The following is a 17,707-nucleotide window of genomic DNA, read 5'->3' as shown; positions in this document are numbered from 1 at the left end:
TTTCAATTGTAAAAGTGAAAGCCCGCTTATAATTATAAACGGGCTTTATTTCTATATTTTAACCTTTTCTACCGCTTTTATTTGACGATACTCAGGCTTCCACATTGATTCTTTTACTGCAATCTTAATATCGTCATCACTTAAGTTCTCTCTAGCAACACCTTCTGCAACTGCAACTTTCGCTACTTCAATCGCAACCAGTTCAGAGATATTACGTAACTCTTCAACTTCTGGCAAAATAGGCGCTCCTGGCTGACTTGTATCTACCATACTTGCAACTGCTTCTGCTGCTGCTGCGAACATTCCATCCGTCATGACGCTTGCACGAACAACAATTGTACCAAGACCTAGTCCTGGGAAAATAAGTGCGTTATTTGACTGTCCAATCACATACGTTACACCGTTATATGTAACCGGTTCAAACGGACTTCCTGTTGCAACTAATGCTTTTCCTTCTGTCCACTCGATTAAATCTGCTGGTTTCGCTTCAGCAAGTGGCGTTGGATTCGACATTGGTAAAATGATTGGTCTTTCTACGTGAGAAGCCATTTCTTTAATAATTCCCTCTTTAAATGCGCCTGCAACAGTAGATGTACCAATTAAAATTGTCGGTTTTACATGTTTCACAACTTCAGCAAGTCCGATAGCATCATTTTGTTTCCAATCACTTACTTCAGCTTCTTTTCTTGCATATGGAATTTGGAAATCAAGAAGATCTTCCATATTATCTGTAACCAACCCATTACGGTCAATACACCAGAAACGATTATGTGATTCTTCGTCTGATAAGCCGACACGAACCATTGCATCTCTTACTTGATCTGCGATACCGATTCCAGCCGTACCAGCGCCAAACACAACTACTCGGTGTTCACTTAACGGTACACCAGAAGCTTTTACTGCCGATAATACAGCAGCAAGTGAAACTGCCCCTGTACCTTGAATATCATCATTAAATGTACAAACGTCATGACGATATTTATCTAAAATTTTTCGTGCATTTCGAGAACTGAAGTCTTCCCAATGTAGAAGCACTTTCGGGAATTGTTTATTTACCGCTTGAACAAACGTATCAATAAATTCATCGTAAGCTTCACCTATTATACGAGGGTGACGATTTCCAATATAAAATGGATTGTTTAATAATTCCTCACGATTTGTACCTACATCTAAAATTACCGGTAATACACGGCTAGGATCGATTCCAACTGCGGCCGTATATACAGCTAATTTCCCGATTGCGATGTTAATTCCACCAACACCCCAATCACCAATTCCTAATATACCTTCTCCATCCGTTACAACGACTAAATCAATATTTTCAGCTGTTGCACCGATATTTGCAAATGCATCTTCAATACCTGATGGATCGTTAATTGATAAATAAATGCCACGTGGTTTACGGTATTCATGACTATATCTTTGAATTGCTACACCAACAGTAGGTGTATATACAATCGGTAACATTTCACGTAAATGCTCTGTTAAAATACGATAAAATAACACTTCATTTCGATCATGTAACGCTGTTAAGTATACATTCTTTAATAAATCATCCGGCTGAGAACTAAATTGTTCATACGCTCGGCGTGCTTGTTCTTCTAACGTTAAAACCGCTGGCGGTAATAACCCTTTTAAACCTAACTCTTCTCTTTCCTCTTGTGTGAAAGCTACCCCTTTATTTAAAAGTGGTGTTGATAATACTTCTGCTCCTCTTAATGTTGTTTCTAATGCACCATTAGAAGCCACTGTAAACTTACTCATAACATCCCTACCTCTATTCATATATAGCATTTCTATATTGTAAACAAAAAAGAGGGGATTGTCCCCCTCTTCTTTTAATTTTTCTTTAAAAGAGTTGCTCCTGCAATCCCTGGGTGTGTCATTTCGAATGGATCTAGAATTAACTCTAATTCTTCTTGTGACAATACACCATTTTTCACACATAGTTCTCGAACGGATTGCCCTGTCGCAATTGCTTCTTTCGCAACGCGAGCTGCTGCTTCATAGCCGATATGAGGGTTCACGGCTGTAATAATTCCTACACTCTTCTCAACGTACTCTTTTAAGCGATCTTCATTCGCTTCAATTCCTTTTAGGCAATTATCTGTAAAGGCACGGAAACCGTTATTCATAATGCTAATAGATTGAAGTAAGTTGAAAACAAGTACTGGTTCCATAACATTTAATTCTAATTGTCCTGCTTCTGAAGCAAGGCAAATTGTATGGTCGTTACCAATTACTTGGAACGCAATTTGATTAATTACTTCTGGCATAACAGGGTTTACTTTACCTGGCATAATAGATGAACCTGGTTGACGAGCTGGTAGCATAATTTCCGCTAATCCAACGCGTGGACCTGATGCCATTAGACGAAGGTCGTTCGCAATTTTAGACATGTTCATCATACATACTTTAAGTGCTGCAGATACTTCAGTGTACGCATCCGTATTTTGCGTTGCATCTACTAAATCTTCTGCACCAACAAGTGGTAGTTCACTAATTGTAGCTAAATGTTTTACAACTGCTTCAATATATTCTGGATCTGCATTTAAGCCTGTACCAACTGCAGTTGCTCCCATATTTACTTCATATAAATGTTGACGTGATTGCTTGATACGTTTCATGTCACGTTCAAGTACGCGGGAGTATGCTTTAAATTCTTGTCCAAGACGAATTGGCACAGCATCTTGTAAATGTGTACGACCCATTTTAATAACATGATCGAACTGTTCTGCTTTTAATTCAAATACATCATGCATATAACCCATTGTTTGTAATAAGCCTTCTAATGCATTTAATGTTGCAATATGAATCGCTGTTGGGAATGCATCGTTTGTTGATTGTGCCATATTTACATGACTGTTTGGACTAATATAATCATAGTCTCCCTTTTCCATTCCTAATAATTCAAGAGCACGATTGGCAATGACTTCATTTGCGTTCATATTCATTGAAGTTCCTGCACCACCTTGAATTGGATCAACGATGAAATGATCATGCCATTTCCCCTCAAGGATTTCTTGTGATGCTTCTGCGATAGCACCACCCTTTTTCAATTCCAATCTTCCTACATCTGCATTAGCAAGTGCTGCCGCTTTTTTTACAATTGCTAACGCTTTAATTAAACCTTCATGGACTTTGTATCCTGTAATCGGGAAATTCTCCACTGCACGCATTGTTTGTACACCGTAGTACGCATAATTTGGTACTTCTTTTTCACCTAAAAAATCTTTTTCAATTCGTACTCCATTTTTAACTTCAGTTAATGTTGCCATGATTACTCACTCCTTAACAATCTCTTACGCTGCTTTTGTTTGTTTGACCGTTTCTACATATTGTTTTGCTTTCTCATCATCGAATTCGCCTTCCCACTTCGACATAACAATGGCAGCTAATGCATTTCCTAATACATTGACAGCTGAGCGAATCATATCTAAAATGCGGTCAATTCCCGCAATTAATGCGATGCCTTCTAGCGGTAAGCCCATTGATCCTAACGTCGCTAATACAACAACGAATGATGCACCCGGAACTCCCGCCATACCTTTGGATGTTAACATGAGAACGAATAATAGCGTTATTTGCTCCGTCAGTGACATGTGTACACCGTACATTTGTGCAACAAACAATGCCGCTAACGCTTGATAAATAGCCGATCCAGTCAAGTTAAATGTATAACCTGTCGGAATTACGAAAGAGGCAACTGCCTTTGGACAACCGAACTCTTCCATTTTTCTCATTATATTAGGTAAAACAGCTTCTGAACTTGCTGTCGTAAATGAAAGAATAAGTTCTTCTTTTAAAATTTTCATTAATGTAAAAATGTTTACTCCAACCATTCGTGCATTAATACCTAATACAATCACAACGAATAGTATAACAGTTACGTATACAGCTAGCACTAGTTTTCCTAAAGGAAGTAGTGTTGCTACACCAAATTTCGCAACCGTAACAGCAATTAATGCGAACACACCAAATGGTGCGAATTTCATCACTTGATTTGTAACCCAAAACATCGCTTCGAGTACACCTTCAAAAAAGTTAAAAACAGGCTTTCCCTTTTCACCGATTGCTGCAACTCCTAAACCGAATAGTACTGAGAAGAATATAATCGGTAATAAGTCACCTTGTGTAATAGACTCAAATATATTTTTCGGTACAATATGAACAATCGTTTCTGCAAAGCCTTTCTTCTCTGTTGCATCTGCTGTTTGTTTATAAGAAGAAATATCACTTTGCTGTAAATTACTCATATCAACGCCAGTACCTGGTTGGAATATATTCGCTGCAAGTAATCCCATTAAAATAGCAATCGTCGTAATAATTTCGAAATAAAGAATTGTCTTACCGCCCAGTTTCCCAAGCTTTTTCATATCGCCTACACCAGCTACCGCAACAATTAATGCTGAAATAACAATTGGTACTACAATCATCTTAATTAAGTGAATAAATATATCCCCAATTGGTGTGATATAAGAAATCGCCGTTTTATTGCCATAAAAGACTGCCCCTACTACAATCCCTAAAACAAGCGCGACAAAAATTTGTGTTGCCAATCCGAATTTTTTCATTTATGTTCATCCCCTTCATGCGAACGCTTTCAATTTGAATTTATAAAAGCTACTCACACATCATATAAGCGAACCTACAAAATCATACAAAAACCTACAAGTTCGTCACAAAAAATTCAAATTTATTTCTTATAATATTCATTGACACTTTTTTATAAAAAAGAAATAAAATAACCTTGATAAAACATCAGATTATTTCGTATAATCTAAAAGATATACGTATTCTAAATAAATGGGGATGAAAAGGAGTGGATGTTATGAAAAATCACGTGAAGAAGTTCATCATATCTATTTCTTTTCTATTTCATTTTCTTACGAAGGAACAAAGGCATTCGCCTTTGTTCCTTTTTTATTGCAATCTATATAGGGGGAATTGTTATGAAACCATATAAACGCGTCTTAATTAAACTAAGTGGCGGCGCACTTGCTGATCAATCTGGAAATAGCTTTAACTCCAAACGATTAGAACATATCGCGAACGAAATAATATCCATTATTGACCTAGATATCGAAGTATCCATTGTCATCGGCGGCGGTAACATTTTCAGAGGTCATCTAGCTGAAGAATGGGGAATTGATCGTGTAGAAGCTGATAATATCGGTACGCTAGGTACGATTATTAACAGCTTAATGCTTCGCGGCGTTTTAACAAGTAAAACAGATAGAGAAGTACGCGTTATGACTTCCATCCCTTTTAATGCAGTAGCTGAACCATATATTCGCCTACGTGCAGTACATCATTTAGATAATGGTTATGTTGTCATATTCGGTGGTGGTAACGGGCAACCATTCGTTACAACAGATTACCCAAGTGTACAAAGAGCCATTGAAATGAATAGCGACGCCATTTTAGTCGCAAAACAAGGAGTAGACGGTGTCTTTACAAGTGATCCGAAACATAACAAATCAGCGAAAATGTACAGTAAACTGAACTATAACGATATTGTTAGGCAAAACATACAAGTAATGGATCAAGCCGCTTTATTACTTGCTCGAGATTATAATTTACCGGCACACGTCTTTAACTTTGATGAGCCTGGCGTTATGAAAAGAATTTGTTTAGGTGAACATGTTGGGACGTTGATTAATGATGATGTTTCGATGCTTGTGCATGAAAAATAATTTTCTCGTTACAAAAAGAACTTTTATAGGCCCCTCCTTTCGCGAAGTGCTTTGAGTCACTATTATGTTGATAAAACACACTTAAATAAAGTGAAACTTTAATCAGTGGAGGCTTTGTCCATCCCCACTGATTATTAGCCTAGACCAATCGGGCTTTTACGAGCAGTTGATCTCCCACCTAACTTCTTTGGTTCAGCCGAATTTTGTGGTGGGAATTTTACTGCTCGTTAATGCTGGATTAGTAGTCCCCTACTTTGTATAACAAGGGGACTTAAGTTTTTATCGTAAACTTATCAGGGCCATTTATAATTTTAGAATTTATTTACATGAGCTCTTCTGAATCCCACACTTCAATAAATTCAAAACCTTTTAAATCACTTTGTTCAATAAGAACCTTCAATTCATCTGAAATAAAAACAGCCGTGGGATGAATTTTCCCATTTATATAAACCTTAAAAATCATTTCATTTTGAACAGTATTATTATCAAATGCAAATTTTTCGCATCCTATTATTAAACCTGTAATCAGTTTTTTAAAAGTTGCTTTATCACTATCAATCGCATCTAGTACATTCAATACATGAACTAAATAATATATCTCACTATTTGAGTTACGTATAAGGGGTAAGAATTCCACATCAGCACCTACTATAGATTCTAATAATTCCTTTGCCTTTTCACTGACCATTAGGGCACCAATTTCTCCCCAGAAATGTGGAAAGTCACTGGCCTTTCCTTCCTCTAAACATTCAACAGGTAACTTTCTCCATGAATCTACTAGTTTTATTATAGAGTTAAACTTCCCTTCAAAAAAATTTTTATCCTCTTTAAAATTTAATAATTGAAAAGACTCATAGTTATCTAACCCACTCTTTAACTCCCATATTTTCATACTTATTCTCCTTAACTATTTCTTTTATCTTCTAAAGTAAATAGATTATTACGTAACAAAAAATCGTTTACTTCTATTTACTTTGTAATCCTAAAATATATATTGAATATTAATTACCATCCCTTTCTACACTTATTCATAATAAAAAGCTTATACAAATGCATAAGCTTTTTATTTTTTACTCTCTTAGATATGGGGTTCCATCAATAATCTAATTAAATTAGATTTCTTTACGCATCCTTTACTGAATCCCACACTTCAATAAATTCAAAACCTTTTAAATCACTTTGTTCAATTAAAACCTTCAATTCATCCGAAATAAAAACAGCCGTAGGATGAATTTTTCCATTTATGTAAACCTTAAATATCATTTCATTTTGAACTATATTAAAATCAAATGCGAACTTTTCACAACCTACTATAAGGCCTGTAATCAGTTTTTTAAAGATTGCTTTATCTCCATCAATCGCATCTAGTACATTCAACACATGGACCAAGTAATATACCTCACTAGTTGAATTGCGTAAAATTGGTAAGAATTCAACATTATCGCCTATTAAAGGTTCAAGTACTTGCTTGGCTTTTTCACTAATCATTGGTGCACCAGTTCCTCCCCAAAATTTAGGGAAATCACTATAATTATCTCCTTCAATACACTCTATATATATATTGCCCCATGAATTTGCTAAATGAGTTATCGAATTTATTTTTCCATCAATATATTTTTTGTGGTCTTCTTCAAAATTTAATAACTGGAAAGACTCATAGTTATTAAACTTACTTTTTAATTGCCAAATCTTCATATTTTCCCTCCTACATGCTCTGTTACTTACTCAAGTTTCATTACTTTGGTTGATTTAGTTTTATACTGCCATCTAATAATCCTTCTCTGATTGTCTGGAGTGCTGCAACAGCATCAGCTTGAGTACCACCAAACTCTTTAATCTCTGTCAGTGTATCATATACTAATTCTATATACTCTGGTCCATGATTACCTATATGCATTGCCTCCGTAGTTACATATTTACTATCTATTGCTCGATATCCAGGTAAAAATACTCCGTTAACAGCAGAGTTAGGGTCTATTTCAAACTCTTTCATTAATTTTTGTATTTCCACAGCCCTACCATCGTTCCACGGTACAATATGATGTGCTGCATTATGGTATGGAGGCGGATCAATCCCAGCGTCTTTTAGTTCTTCACGTAACACTCGGGATGCCGTATAAGAATCAGGATATTCCTTTTCTACAGTTACCCTATCAAGTACTTTATCTGCATAATCCTTAATTACCTCTTGTACATCCTTAACTCTACTTTTTCTACCAGTCGTAGAAAACATAAATGTTTCACGAGCTTTTTGTAAAACTTCAAAAGTTTTTATTTGATTGCTTCCAAATCCACTTGCACCTGCAAATGCCAACCGATCCGTCAGTGGCAATTCATTTGCGAAAGAAGACATTCCTGTAGAGAATTTTGCACCTTTTGCTAATGTAGTGACTTTACTTATCCCCTTATCACCAATAAGTCCAAGTCCAATTTGTGTAAAAGCATAACTTCCCCACTTAGCACGACTTTCAGCGTCTCCATTTATTACATCATTAATAAACGAATCTGACAATGTGTTCCACATAGCAGGTAAGGTTTCATCTAAATGAGTAACAACGTACCCCATGTTCTCCCACGTTTCCCATTTACCAAGTGCCACAACACCATCTATTGTATCTTCAACAGCTTGACCCGTACCTTCTAAAATACCATCTATAATTTTTTCGGATGTAGATTTTTCGGGAGGTTTCTTGCACACCGCTCCCTCTTCCATTGATCTCTCCTTTAAAAGATTATCAACTTGACGTTTTCTTTCATCAGCAATTTCTTGAATCGAAACGGTCCAATCCATATTTAATCCTTGTGTACTAAACGTACCACTTACAGGACTAAATCCTTTCCCGCTTTGAACTTCAGCGAGGCCGGCAGTAATGCTAGCCACTAGTTGAAGAGCTGTGCTGTAGTTATTACTGGACGTATAGTTAAATTCATATAGATGCTCTAATTTTTCTTGCAGTTTTTTTCTCATCTCCACTAAAACAATAACCATGGCATCTATTCCAGGCAATACTGTAGCAATACTAATAGCTTCTATACTTGCGACCATTCGATTAATTTCTTGAATTTGCTCTCTTATTTCTTGTTCGATGACATCTGTGGAAGCAACTTGTGATTGAAAATCGCTTGGGAATGCATCATTTTGACGAATTAATTCTTCACATAAATAAATGATACCTTGCGCTAAAGGACGAAAGGTTTGAACAAAAAACATTTTTGCACTACTATATGTTTGTCCTTGCAAAACCGTATCAGTTGCAAAAGCATCAATTGATTGAATCGTTTGTTCCATACCTTGAATGGTAGCAACACATACAGCATTCATGCTCTGAGCCTGATTTTGCACTTCCCCTACATACATATTTAAACTCATGCTTCGTCCTCCCCTTTTAATTGTTGCCGCTGATAGGTAAGGTTGTTTTCTAAATCACTAAGATCGCGTCTTTCTTTAAATAATTTTTCTTTTTGATTTTCCAATTCAAATATTAATTTGCGCTCAATATGTTGCGATTCTTGAAGCTTATTTATAAAAAAATTAGAAACTTCTTTATCACCATGCCATGTTTCTAAAACTCTATTAAATAAACGGTTATTTCGACTTCTCAATTCATAAAAGTCCATTTCTGTTTGTCTCTGGATTTGAATCGTAGCTTGATTTCGATCTTGTTTCTCGAATACTATCCGTAATTCTTGATTTAATTGATCTACTTGCTTTTCAATGTCTTGACTCATCTTATTTTCCCTACCCTTCTCCCTTTACCGTAGGTTGCCGCATTAGCGAAATGTCTTTTGTAGTTCGTTATCCATTCTTTCAAAATCCTTAGCTGCTAAATGAATATTATCAACTGCTTGTTGAAAGGCCCCACAAAATTGTCTAGTCAAATCTAGCATTTGTTGATTCGCTTCTTGCGCCTGGGCATTTACAGATAGTGTAGTACGGCTCGCCTTTGTTATAGAACGATTTGTCGCACTTTGAATTGTATCCGATGCATTTTTCATTTGTGTAGCAATTTGTGTAGCCGTTTGAAAATTACTTTGAAAGTTCCCCATCATTTAAACCCCTTCTAGTTTCAAAATTATTAATAAAATTATATCACGTTAATCATTTTGATTTACCGGAAATTTCAGTTATAAAACTACAGTTTTTTAAGCATTCAACTAGAACTCACTTAGAACCCTTAATCAAAATAGAGACATTAGCTTAACTTTATTTTAACTACATATTGAATTTTTTACCGAAGCGCAAATGAAGACGGAGGGGCACCCGCCAGACCAGACTATTTTTTAACTACCAATAATAAATTATAAAATAAGAAAGAACCTTCTGTTTTTGAAGGTTCTTTCTTACTTCTCAACTTTTTGAATAAACAATACAGCTTTCTATTTACTATATTCTACATTTCCAGTATTCCAGTTAAATCATCACAAATAAAAATCAACCAATCCCGCAAATTTCTCCTTACAACGCTCCCAAAAAGATAACTTCTCAAAAAACTCTTTCGTCATTTCTTTCGAGTCATGAAAATCTTCTGTTAACGCCTCATTCACTTGCGCTATGATAGGTCCACCATGAATATACAAATTCATCTCATCATTTATATAGAAACTTCGTGCAGTTATGTTCGTTGTACCGATAACAGTTAGTTCATTATCAATCAGCATTAACTTTCCATGAAACATCCCTTTTTTATAACCATATACCGTAATCCCGTTATTAACAGCTTGACGAATATAAGGATACGCTGCCTCTTTAATAAGAGGAATATCTGGTTTATATGACCATAGTATTTTTACTGTAACACCACGTTTTTGCGCTCCAATTAAAGCATTCATTAATTCTTTATTTTTCGCTATAAAATAAGGTGTTGTAATTACAATTGAATGTTTCGCTTGTTTTATTAACCTTATATATTTTTCAGCGACATGATGTCCATTGTAGCTAACCATCGTATGTAATGTATTCCCTTTACTCGCTTTATTCGTACTTCTTTTTATATGTTCTTTCGTATCTCGTTTCCAATCTAAAGCGAATTGCTCTTCCAAATCTTTTGCTCCTTCTCCTCTAAGCCGCACATGATAGTCACGCCAATATCCAAATCGCTTATCTTTCCCTAAGTACTCATCCCCCATATTAAAGCCACCCGTATAGCCAATCTCCCCATCAATCGTCGTAATACGACGATGATTACGATGGTGAAGTGAATAAAATCCGAATGGCAATTCAGGTTTTCTACTATATGTAAAATGTACACCACTTTCCCGCAATTCATTTTTCATCTTTCTTTCAAATGATAAATCATTAATGCGATCAACTGATAAATAGACGTTTACTCCTTCTTTCGCCTTCTCCTTTAATAAGTTTAAAAAAGTATGGCTACTTTTATCATCCGATAAAATATAAAAATAAGTGTAAATAGATTGCTTTGCTTCACTTATATCAGTAAATAACTGTTTATAAAACGACTTCCCTTCTACATATAATTGAAAGTCACTATAATGAGGTGCATACTCTGTCGGCATATTTTTCCCGGCTTCCATTTTCCTTCCGAGCGTAACGTCAATATGCATCCAAATTAAAATAACAACGAAAATAGCAATAATAATAGAAGTGACTCGCAATATTTTTTTAATCATTTTGATTTCCTTCCACTCATATTACTTACTATTTCGTAGTGTTTCATTAAAATAAATTTTCATTCAAAATGCATTTCCTACTTTTTGGATGTTACAAAGTTAAAGGAGAGCAGAATATGAAAATAAGAAAAACTCCTATTATTTTTATCCCAGGTCTTTTCGGTTCAATGAGTAATATTATTATTCCTGGTACCGGTAATTGGAACTTTGGGCTTTCTTCGTTTATTTATGAACCACTCATTATAATGTTAGAAAGTATCGGCTATGAACGAAATAAAAACTTGTTTATCTGTTTTTATGACTGGCGTCAGCGTATTGCTTTTTCCACTCAAAAATATTTATTAAAAACAATTGCCTATGTTAAAAAATTTACAGGGTGCGACAAACTAAATTTAGTTTGTCATAGTATGGGTGGACTTCTTGCACGTTCTTACGTTCAAAGTGAAGAATATGAAAATGATGTGGAGCAACTTATTATACTCTGTACACCAAACGCTGGATCTCCCCCCAATTATAGTTATTGGACTGGAGGTGCTCTCCCAGTACATACATCTTCTAAAATAAATATCGTTCATTTTTATATGGAACAGTACATTCACTACGTAAGCACCTTACACAAAATGAATAAAGTTGAAGCGATACACCGTTACTTTCCAGGATTACAAGATGTTATTCCTTGTAAAGATTACGGAAATTATTTATTTATAAGATCCGGCTCTGCTATTACATTTCTTCCTTATAGTAAGATGAAAACGAAAAATCCATTCCTCGATACATTAAATGCAAATAGATTTATTATAGAGAAAAGAAATATTGAAACTACACTCATTGCAGGAGATGGAGTAGAAACGATTCAATATCTACAAGTCGTCCCTTCACATTCAAAACTGGAATGGACAGACGGAAAAGTCGTCGGTGATATACTTACAAAATATGGTGATGGTAACGCTGTTCTGCATAGCGTTTTTCTTCTAGAGGGAAATAAATATGTTGTGCATGCTTCACATAACGAAGTGCTCTACAAAAGCATTCCTATATTACAAAAGATACTTTAAATTACGAATACAAAAAAGGTGTGGCATTGCGCCACACCTTTTCATTAAATGAAGTTCCTTGCATCATTATTTCTTCCAAACTTATAAATCGCAATTAAGAAGAACGCTATCGCAAAGGCGAATAAGATTAGAATATTTAAATACAACTCTGAAAACGGAATTCCTTGCTGCAACTTCGAAATCGTGTCCATTAGCCAGCGTTGCGGTAAAAAATCAGCTATTTTTTGTACTGTTTTCGGCATAATATCATATGGAAAATAACATCCCGCTAATAAACATGTCGGTACAATAACAACATTTTGCATCGCATTTGAAGCAGTTGAACTTTTTGAAAAAGACACAATGACTAATGATAAACCAATTGCGATTAAAGCAAATATCATGAGTACACCAATCATAACTGTGAAAGGCATATTTATATTCGTATGAAAAACATTCGTCATAAATAATACTGCAATTACAATTTGTAATGTTAATATAATCATATTCACCGCGACATTAGATAATATAAATTTCTTTCCATCTATCGGCGTCGATAATAACCTAAAATACGTTCTGTTCTCTTTTTCTTTTAATATAAATCCTGATAAGTTCATCGCTGAAAATAGCATAAACATAATAAGATAACCAATCGTTTGATTTGTCATATCCTTATTTTTCGAAGTATCTTCAAGTGTCTCTGCTTTTACTTTAAATGAACTTTTTTGATAACCAGCGTACATACTATTAAACGTACTTTGATCGGCCCCTGCCACTTTACTAATCGCAGCGATGTTATCAACATAGTTATATAAATACGATTTTATAAATCCTGTTACTTGATCGCCTTTAATCGATGAAATCTCAATATGACTCGGTTTCCCTTCTCGAACACTTTCAGAAAAACCAGACTGTAATGTAATAACACCATCAAGTTTTTTTGAAGTGAGTTTATCTTCCACTTCAGATTCCTTAATTTTACTAACATTTACATGATTGAGTCCTTCTAAAAATTTCACTGTATCATTTGCGATAGGTTGATTTTCTTTATTTATAACCCCAATATTTAACGTTCCTTGCCCTACATTCCCATATATCGAAAAGGAAATGAGCGTTCCTATTATCGGCAAGCTAATAATAATGAGTAACCCCTTTTTATTTTTCAGAAGCACAGATAACGTTTTTTGTATGAGCCATAAAATATCTTTCATACTATAGCCCCTCCCGTCTACGTAATGCAATAATCGCAATTAATAAAAAGATTGCTGAAATCCCAAGATTTAAAAATATTACCGGCAGTGCCGCTCCTACATCATTTGCATAAATAATTTTCATAATGGCTGTGTTGGCCCACGTTAATGGCGATAAATTCGTAACGACATTTTCTTCCACTACGAAATACGCACCACCAAAAATAGAAGCTAATTGCACAACAACCATAATAATTGCTCTAGATGCCTCACCTGTTTTTGTAATAAATCCGATTCCTAAACCGAAGCTAATTGCTAGAAAGACTTCTGTTAGTAAAATAATAAATATGATTCCAATATGGTCGCCCCAATTCGCTTGAAAAACAAATTTACTAAATAAAACGACGAGTAATAGACAAAGTGCATTCGCTACAAGACTACCGAGCACTTTCCCAATGAAAATTTCAGCCTTACTTATAGGTGCTGCAATTAAACGATCTCCTGTTTTACGTATTCGTTCTCCTCGAATTAAAAAACTCGCCCCCATTGCAGCGTACAGTGCAATCATCGTCGTCATTACAACCGCATAGTAATCCATAGAACCTGGTTTTTTAGCAGCTTGTAAAGATGTTTCTTTAATATAATCATTATAATTTCCGTTTGAAATAACTGCGCTAACCTTACTCGGATCTACTTTTGCAACTTCGGCCACTACGTTGTACTTATCAACAAATGTTGTAAGCATGCCTTCCACAATACTTCCCTCAATACTACTTTTGTCACTTCCGTAAAATTTTGCACCATCTTTATTTAACTCTACATAAGCAGCATATTTATTTTGCTTCACTTCTTCTTTCCCATCTATACCTTCGGAAGCCTTTTTAAAATGAATACCTGATTTATCGACTTCTTTTGTAAATGCTTCAAATGATTGAGAAAACGTGCTACTCGCTTCATCTTTATATAGCACTTGTATATCCTTAAACGATTGACTATCGCTATTAAATGCGTTACTTAACGCTGTTCCTAATACAAGCATAAGCACAATCGGAAATGCCAACATAAAAACTAAGGTTCTTACGTCCCTGAAATCTCTTTTAATGTGCATAACTGCAATATTGAAGATGTTCAATCGATGAACCTCCCTTTACTTTTTCTTCATTTACCTTTTATTTATCTCGTAAGTTTCTTCCGGTCAACGTAAGGAATACAGTTTCTAAGTTCGGAGCCTGCTCCTCTAACGAACGAATTTCAATGTCATGATTAATAAAGTGTTGAATAATTTTATTTAAATTATTTAATCCTGCATCAGAATTTACTTTGATTACGTTCTCTTCAATTTGAACAGCTTTCACACCGTTTATCTCTTTTAATTTTTCAACGTCTAGATTTTCTACTGACTTCACTTCAATCCAAATGTCTTTCGTATCGGTAATAATCGCTTTTAACTGTTCTTTCGTTCCTTCTGCAATTACTTTACCGTGATCGACAATTGCTATTTTCGTACAAATCTCTTCTACTTCTTCCATGTAGTGACTCGTATAAATAATCGTACTTCCCATTTCATTTAATTTTCGGACAGACTGGAGAATGTAGTTTCTTGACTGCGGATCAATTCCAACTGTCGGTTCATCCATAATAATTAACTTCGGTCTATGAGCGATTGCACAAGCGATATTCAGTCTTCGTTTCATCCCGCCAGAAAAGTTTTTCGGATAACTTTTATGTTTATCACTAAGGCCTACAAATTGAAGTGCTTCCTCTACTCTCGCTTTTAGCTCGGCTCCTCGTAATCCATACAATCCAGCAAAGAATTTCACATTTTCATAGGCAGTTAACTCTTCATAAATCGCAATATCTTGCGGAACGATACCAATATTCATTTTCGCAAATCGATTATGTTTCTTTATATTTTTTCCTAGTATGCTAATTTCACCTTCATTACTTCTTAACAAACCAGCAATCATATTAATCGTTGTACTCTTACCAGCACCATTCGAACCTAAAAAGCCAAATATTTCTCCTTCTTTAATAGATAAAGACATATTATCTACCGCGATGAAATCACCAAATTTTTTCGTTAAATTTTTAATTTCCAATGTGTTCATCATTTCACCCCTATTTCGGTTTCTCTGCTTTTATCCCGCATCAACGGTCAGTAAGACTCCCACCTCAAAATTAAGCTGGTGCAATGAAGTTAGGTGGGAGATCAACTGCCCGTAAAAATGCCCGATTGGTTCAACTAACAATCAGCGGGGAAAAACACCCCCCACTGATTGAAGTTTCACTTTATTATAAACAAAAAGAATGAACCTGCTCAGTGCAGAAGTTCACTCTTTTCACATGAGATTATTCACTTTTTTCATATGAGATGATTCATCCTCGTCTCATCCTCTTATATCGGCAATAACATTGTTACTGAAAAACCACTTGTTCCATCTACAATAATTTTTCCGTTTACTGATGCTGTTCGCTCCTCCATCCCCATAATACCGAGGCCCTTCTTAACAAGAGCTGCACCTTTACCATTATCCTTCACTTGTACTTTCACCATCTTGTTCAGTACATGAATATCTATTGAAATGACTGTCGCATCAGCATATTTCATCGCGTTTGTTAGTGCCTCCATGACATTTTCACCAATAATCTTCCACTGAATTGGTGAAATCATATCTAAGTTCCCTTTATATACGAATGGAATATTTATATCATGCTTACCAGCAAATTCCTCTATGAATAATTTCATACGATGAATACCAATTTGCTCTGTTGGTGGCTTCATATTTTTTAATGTAATCCGAATGCTTTCAATTCCATCTTTTGAAATATGAATGGCATTTTGTAATAATTCCGCAGATTTTTCTTTATCTATTTCCATTAATCTCTTTGCTGCTTCCATTTGAATTAGTGCACCTGTCATTGAGTGACCGATTTTATCATGAATTTCTTGAGATAGTCGATTTCTTTCCTCTAATTTAAATGTGTATTCAGATTGCCTTATGTAATCTTTATTTTCATTTAAGCTTTTCGTAAGTCTTTGTATGTCTTTTCTCATTTTATCATTTTGCATTTCTAGTTTTAATAATCGTGCTATATAGCGATGAGCTATCGTTAAGGAAAAAAAACAAAATGCACTAATAAGTCCATACGTCATTTGAATACCTTCACCTATAAAAATAATAGGAAGAATCATAATGAAAAAGATTAACCATTTCTTTTTTATGTAATAATTTGCAATTTCATATAAGTTCAAAGGTAAAAATAAAATAAAAAACGGATGAACCTTCCATGTAAATAACATAACTACGCCAATTGACACACAAGTTAATATGTTTTTGTACGTATCTTTTTTAAATATAGAGATCAACACATTGACAGAAAGATATAAAAGCAAAGTAAATATAATCCACGGTAAGTTCGTAACATTTAAATGAATGTAGCTAAACACTATATATAAAAAGACAATAAGTTTACTTACAGTTAACCAAAATTCCATAACATTAATCTACTTTCCCTGTTAAGTAATAAATCGCAATTTGTGTGCGATGTTCTAGTCCAGTTTTCCCTAAAACTGATGTAATATAATTTGCAATCGTTCCTTCAGATATGAAAAGTTGCTTCGAAATTTCTTTATTTGAGAAACCTTTCGCAATTAATGCGATAATACTAAGCTCTCTTTCTGTGAAAAGGCTCTTATCAATTTTAGATTCTTCCTCTTTACTTTCCATTAAATTAGACTTAATTTTATCAAGCACTACATCTTGCATAACAGTTTGACCGTTATAAACTCCTTTTATCGCATCACGAATACGCTCCGGATCATTATTTTTTAATAAATAACCTTTCGCTCCGTTTTTTACTGCGTCCAAAATATATTCATCATCATCAAATGTCGTTAAAATGAGAGGCTTCGTTTTTGTCTCTTCACAAATTAACTTCGTCGCCTCTACCCCGTTCATGTTTGGCATACGAACATCTAAAAGCGCAATATCAACTTCATATTTTTTACAATACGCTACAGCTTCTTTTCCATCATTTACGGTATCTAATACTTCAAACTCTTCATATGTATTTAAAATAATTTTCATGCCTTCTCTTATAAAAGAATTATCATCGGCTATTAATATTTTAATTTTCATGTTTGTTAGTATGGACC

16 protein-coding genes are annotated in these 17,707 nt (G+C 34.8%); 2 read left to right on the top strand and 14 right to left on the bottom strand.

Annotated elements, in window-relative coordinates; all coding sequences use genetic code 11:
* Positions 1-51 precede the first annotated feature (51 nt).
* The 3 genes from malS to MR155_RS08580 all read right to left on the bottom strand — a co-directional run bounded on the left by malS (position 52) and on the right by MR155_RS08580 (position 4,574).
* Positions 52-1,764 (bottom strand): oxaloacetate-decarboxylating malate dehydrogenase, encoded by a 1,713-nt coding sequence (gene malS / locus MR155_RS08590; protein WP_242309241.1) that lies wholly within the window; start codon positions 1,762-1,764, stop codon positions 52-54.
* 74 nt (positions 1,765-1,838) lie between these two features.
* Positions 1,839-3,278, bottom strand: coding sequence for an aspartate ammonia-lyase (gene aspA, locus MR155_RS08585; protein WP_002012229.1), 1,440 nt, complete (start codon positions 3,276-3,278; stop codon positions 1,839-1,841).
* A gap of 24 nt (positions 3,279-3,302) precedes the next feature.
* A complete protein-coding gene (locus tag MR155_RS08580; protein ID WP_002086365.1) occupies positions 3,303-4,574 on the bottom strand; it encodes a cation:dicarboxylate symporter family transporter in 1,272 nt (423 codons plus the stop codon).
* 378 nt (positions 4,575-4,952) lie between these two features.
* On the opposite strand from MR155_RS08580, the gene pyrH reads away from it, so the two are divergent.
* On the top strand, positions 4,953-5,696 hold the full coding sequence (gene pyrH, locus MR155_RS08575; RefSeq protein WP_002012233.1) for a UMP kinase: 744 nt from the start codon (positions 4,953-4,955) through the stop codon (positions 5,694-5,696).
* A gap of 322 nt (positions 5,697-6,018) precedes the next feature.
* On the opposite strand, the gene MR155_RS08570 is transcribed toward pyrH, so the two are convergent.
* The 6 genes from MR155_RS08570 to cls all read right to left on the bottom strand — a co-directional run bounded on the left by MR155_RS08570 (position 6,019) and on the right by cls (position 11,327).
* Positions 6,019-6,588 (bottom strand): imm11 family protein, encoded by a 570-nt coding sequence (locus MR155_RS08570; RefSeq protein WP_242309238.1) that lies wholly within the window; start codon positions 6,586-6,588, stop codon positions 6,019-6,021.
* Between the two features lie 230 nt (positions 6,589-6,818).
* Positions 6,819-7,391, bottom strand: coding sequence for an imm11 family protein (locus MR155_RS08565; protein WP_219301962.1), 573 nt, complete (start codon positions 7,389-7,391; stop codon positions 6,819-6,821).
* Positions 7,392-7,431: 40 nt separating this feature from the next.
* A complete protein-coding gene (locus MR155_RS08560) occupies positions 7,432-9,066 on the bottom strand; it encodes an AHH domain-containing protein (RefSeq protein ID WP_242309236.1) in 1,635 nt (544 codons plus the stop codon).
* Entirely contained in the window at positions 9,063-9,425 is a 363-nt protein-coding gene (locus MR155_RS08555; protein WP_219301960.1) for a DUF3958 family protein, read from the bottom strand. The genes MR155_RS08560 and MR155_RS08555 overlap by 4 nt, the downstream gene beginning before the upstream one ends.
* 42 nt (positions 9,426-9,467) lie before the next feature.
* Positions 9,468-9,746, bottom strand: coding sequence for a TIGR04197 family type VII secretion effector (locus tag MR155_RS08550; RefSeq protein ID WP_219301959.1), 279 nt, complete (start codon positions 9,744-9,746; stop codon positions 9,468-9,470).
* Positions 9,747-10,115: 369 nt separating this feature from the next.
* Entirely contained in the window at positions 10,116-11,327 is a 1,212-nt protein-coding gene (gene cls, locus MR155_RS08545) for a cardiolipin synthase (RefSeq protein WP_242309233.1), read from the bottom strand.
* A 116-nt stretch (positions 11,328-11,443) separates the two neighbouring features.
* On the opposite strand from cls, the gene MR155_RS08540 reads away from it, so the two are divergent.
* Positions 11,444-12,382 carry an esterase/lipase family protein gene (locus tag MR155_RS08540; RefSeq protein ID WP_219301957.1) on the top strand — a complete coding sequence of 313 codons (939 nt, stop codon included), beginning with the start codon at positions 11,444-11,446 and terminating at the stop codon, positions 12,380-12,382.
* 44 nt (positions 12,383-12,426) lie between these two features.
* Here the strand turns inward: MR155_RS08540 and MR155_RS08535 are convergent, their stop codons facing one another.
* From MR155_RS08535 to MR155_RS08515, 5 genes are all read right to left on the bottom strand, one after another.
* A complete protein-coding gene (locus tag MR155_RS08535) occupies positions 12,427-13,572 on the bottom strand; it encodes an ABC transporter permease (protein WP_113938075.1) in 1,146 nt (381 codons plus the stop codon).
* A gap of 1 nt (position 13,573) precedes the next feature.
* Positions 13,574-14,683, bottom strand: coding sequence for an ABC transporter permease (locus MR155_RS08530; protein WP_242309231.1), 1,110 nt, complete (start codon positions 14,681-14,683; stop codon positions 13,574-13,576).
* Positions 14,684-14,720: 37 nt separating this feature from the next.
* Positions 14,721-15,659: an ABC transporter ATP-binding protein gene (locus MR155_RS08525; protein WP_002148977.1), complete on the bottom strand. Its 939-nt coding sequence runs from the start codon at positions 15,657-15,659 to the stop codon at positions 14,721-14,723.
* 287 nt (positions 15,660-15,946) lie between these two features.
* On the bottom strand, positions 15,947-17,047 hold the full coding sequence (locus MR155_RS08520) for a sensor histidine kinase (RefSeq protein WP_219301955.1): 1,101 nt from the start codon (positions 17,045-17,047) through the stop codon (positions 15,947-15,949).
* 4 nt (positions 17,048-17,051) lie between these two features.
* Entirely contained in the window at positions 17,052-17,690 is a 639-nt protein-coding gene (locus tag MR155_RS08515) for a response regulator transcription factor (protein ID WP_002012250.1), read from the bottom strand.
* Positions 17,691-17,707: the final 17 nt, after the last annotated feature.

It is taken from the genome of Bacillus cereus group sp. BfR-BA-01331 (genome assembly GCF_022663915.1).
In the GTDB taxonomy this organism is placed as follows: domain Bacteria; phylum Bacillota; class Bacilli; order Bacillales; family Bacillaceae_G; genus Bacillus_A; species Bacillus_A mycoides.
Note: the sequence above shows the minus strand (reverse complement) of the source record. Positions and strands in the feature narration are given on the sequence as shown.

Coding starts and splice junctions, on each gene's coding strand:
- MR155_RS08560 (WP_242309236.1), bottom strand. CDS start 9,066: ATGAGTTTAAATATGTATGTAGGGGAAGTGCAAAATCAGGCTCAGAGC.
- MR155_RS08550 (WP_219301959.1), bottom strand. CDS start 9,746: ATGATGGGGAACTTTCAAAGTAATTTTCAAACGGCTACACAAATTGCT.
- pyrH (WP_002012233.1), top strand. CDS start 4,953: ATGAAACCATATAAACGCGTCTTAATTAAACTAAGTGGCGGCGCACTT.
- aspA (WP_002012229.1), bottom strand. CDS start 3,278: ATGGCAACATTAACTGAAGTTAAAAATGGAGTACGAATTGAAAAAGAT.
- MR155_RS08520 (WP_219301955.1), bottom strand. CDS start 17,047: ATGGAATTTTGGTTAACTGTAAGTAAACTTATTGTCTTTTTATATATA.
- MR155_RS08565 (WP_219301962.1), bottom strand. CDS start 7,391: ATGAAGATTTGGCAATTAAAAAGTAAGTTTAATAACTATGAGTCTTTC.
- MR155_RS08515 (WP_002012250.1), bottom strand. CDS start 17,690: ATGAAAATTAAAATATTAATAGCCGATGATAATTCTTTTATAAGAGAA.
- malS (WP_242309241.1), bottom strand. CDS start 1,764: ATGAGTAAGTTTACAGTGGCTTCTAATGGTGCATTAGAAACAACATTA.
- MR155_RS08570 (WP_242309238.1), bottom strand. CDS start 6,588: ATGAAAATATGGGAGTTAAAGAGTGGGTTAGATAACTATGAGTCTTTT.
- MR155_RS08580 (WP_002086365.1), bottom strand. CDS start 4,574: ATGAAAAAATTCGGATTGGCAACACAAATTTTTGTCGCGCTTGTTTTA.
- MR155_RS08540 (WP_219301957.1), top strand. CDS start 11,444: ATGAAAATAAGAAAAACTCCTATTATTTTTATCCCAGGTCTTTTCGGT.
- cls (WP_242309233.1), bottom strand. CDS start 11,327: ATGATTAAAAAAATATTGCGAGTCACTTCTATTATTATTGCTATTTTC.
- MR155_RS08555 (WP_219301960.1), bottom strand. CDS start 9,425: ATGAGTCAAGACATTGAAAAGCAAGTAGATCAATTAAATCAAGAATTA.
- MR155_RS08525 (WP_002148977.1), bottom strand. CDS start 15,659: ATGAACACATTGGAAATTAAAAATTTAACGAAAAAATTTGGTGATTTC.
- MR155_RS08535 (WP_113938075.1), bottom strand. CDS start 13,572: ATGAAAGATATTTTATGGCTCATACAAAAAACGTTATCTGTGCTTCTG.